The sequence below is a fragment of the Kocuria nitroreducens genome (genome assembly GCF_042879195.1).
Lineage (GTDB): Bacteria > Actinomycetota > Actinomycetes > Actinomycetales > Micrococcaceae > Kocuria > Kocuria nitroreducens.
This window is the reverse complement of the sequence record NZ_JBHZTC010000072.1, coordinates 1-1,383: the sequence shown is the minus strand read 5'-3', so window position 1 is coordinate 1,383 and position 1,383 is coordinate 1. Positions and strand designations below refer to the sequence as shown.

1 protein-coding gene is annotated in these 1,383 nt (G+C 70.1%); it reads right to left on the bottom strand.

Annotated features, from left to right (window positions below; genetic code table 11):
- Positions 1-8: 8 nt before the first annotated feature.
- Entirely contained in the window at positions 9-1,085 is a 1,077-nt protein-coding gene (locus ACFYE1_RS17390; protein WP_387745786.1) for an IS110 family transposase, read from the bottom strand.
- Positions 1,086-1,383: the final 298 nt, after the last annotated feature.

The window sequence follows — 1,383 nt, the reverse complement described above, 5'->3', positions numbered from 1 at the left end:
TGAAGCTTCTATATCCCGTCAACCCCCAATTCCGCCGCGGCGGCGTTGAGTTGGCGGAAAAGGCGTCGGGCGAGGTAGCGCTTGAGGCATCGGCGGATCTCACGGTCGGTCTTGCCTTCGGCGCGGCGCCTATCGGCGTAGGCGCGGGTTTGGGGGTGGTGGACCATCCGGACCATGGCGATAACGTTCAGGGCGCGGTTCAGGCGTCTATCGCCGCCGCGGTTGAGCCGGTGGCGGGTGGTGTTGCCCGAGGAAGCCGGGATGGGGCTCACCCCGGCCAGAGCAGCGAAGGCTGCCTCGTCCCTGACGCGCCCGGGATGGGACCAGGCGACCAGGACGGTGGCGGCGGTGACCGGCCCGATTCCGGTCTCTTCGACCAGCGCCGCGGCCGGGCTGGCAGCCACGAGCTCGTCGATGCGGTTGGTGTTGTCCGTGATCTCGGCGTCGAGGGCGAGGATCCTCTTGGCCAGGCGCACGGCCTCGGTGCGGGCGGTCGCGGTAGCGAGGTCCTCCTCGCGCGGTCGCCAACGGGACATCTCGGCGATCTTCTTCGCGCCGAGGGGGCGCCGGGCGTCCATGCCGAGGTCGGCGATGCGCACCAGGGCGGTTAGGGCGTTCACGGCCCTGGTCCGTTCTCGGGTGAGCTCATCCCGGGCGGTGAGCAGGATCTGGGCTGCCGCCCGGACCCCCTCATCCATCCGCGGGGTGCGCAGCCGCTCCGGCTCGAGCGGGAGCACAGCTGCGGCGATGCGGCGGGCGTCGATCGGGTCGGACTTGCCGGCGTCGCGTCGCCCTGTCCTGCCCATCCGGGCGGCTTCGACGGCCCGGTAGCCGGCAAGCTGCGCCTGGCGGGCGAGCTGAGCCCCATAGCTACCGATGCCCTCGATGACCCACAGGGCGGCGAGGTCGCCGTCGGTACGGCGGCCCACCCAGGCGATCGCCCGGGTCCTGCCGGGGTGGCTGTTGGGGAAGGCCTCCGTTCCCAGATGCTCGCCGTTGGAAGCCAGCACGGCGTAGGTGTGAGTGGCGGCGTGGGTATCCACACCGATGACGAACGGGTGCAGGTCGGCGACAATGGTGCTCATGTGATCAGGTCCCTCTCCATCAGTCGGGGCAGTGTTCCTGGTCGCTGCGAACCGGCGCCGTGCCCGGGAGAGGTCACTTCAAGGCAGAACTGTGATGAGCCACGGCCCCTGCGGGTCGGACAGGCTTCTGATCAGGCCATCGAGGTGGGCCGGGCCGGCGCCGGCCGCCCACCACGACCGGACAGTTCATAGGCAAGGCACCCCTGGGGGCCAGCTTTGTCATGAGTCACGACCACGGCGGAGCGACCAACGCCAACCCTGCCAGCCAGTCCCGGACCAGCCGACCCAAGACTCACAG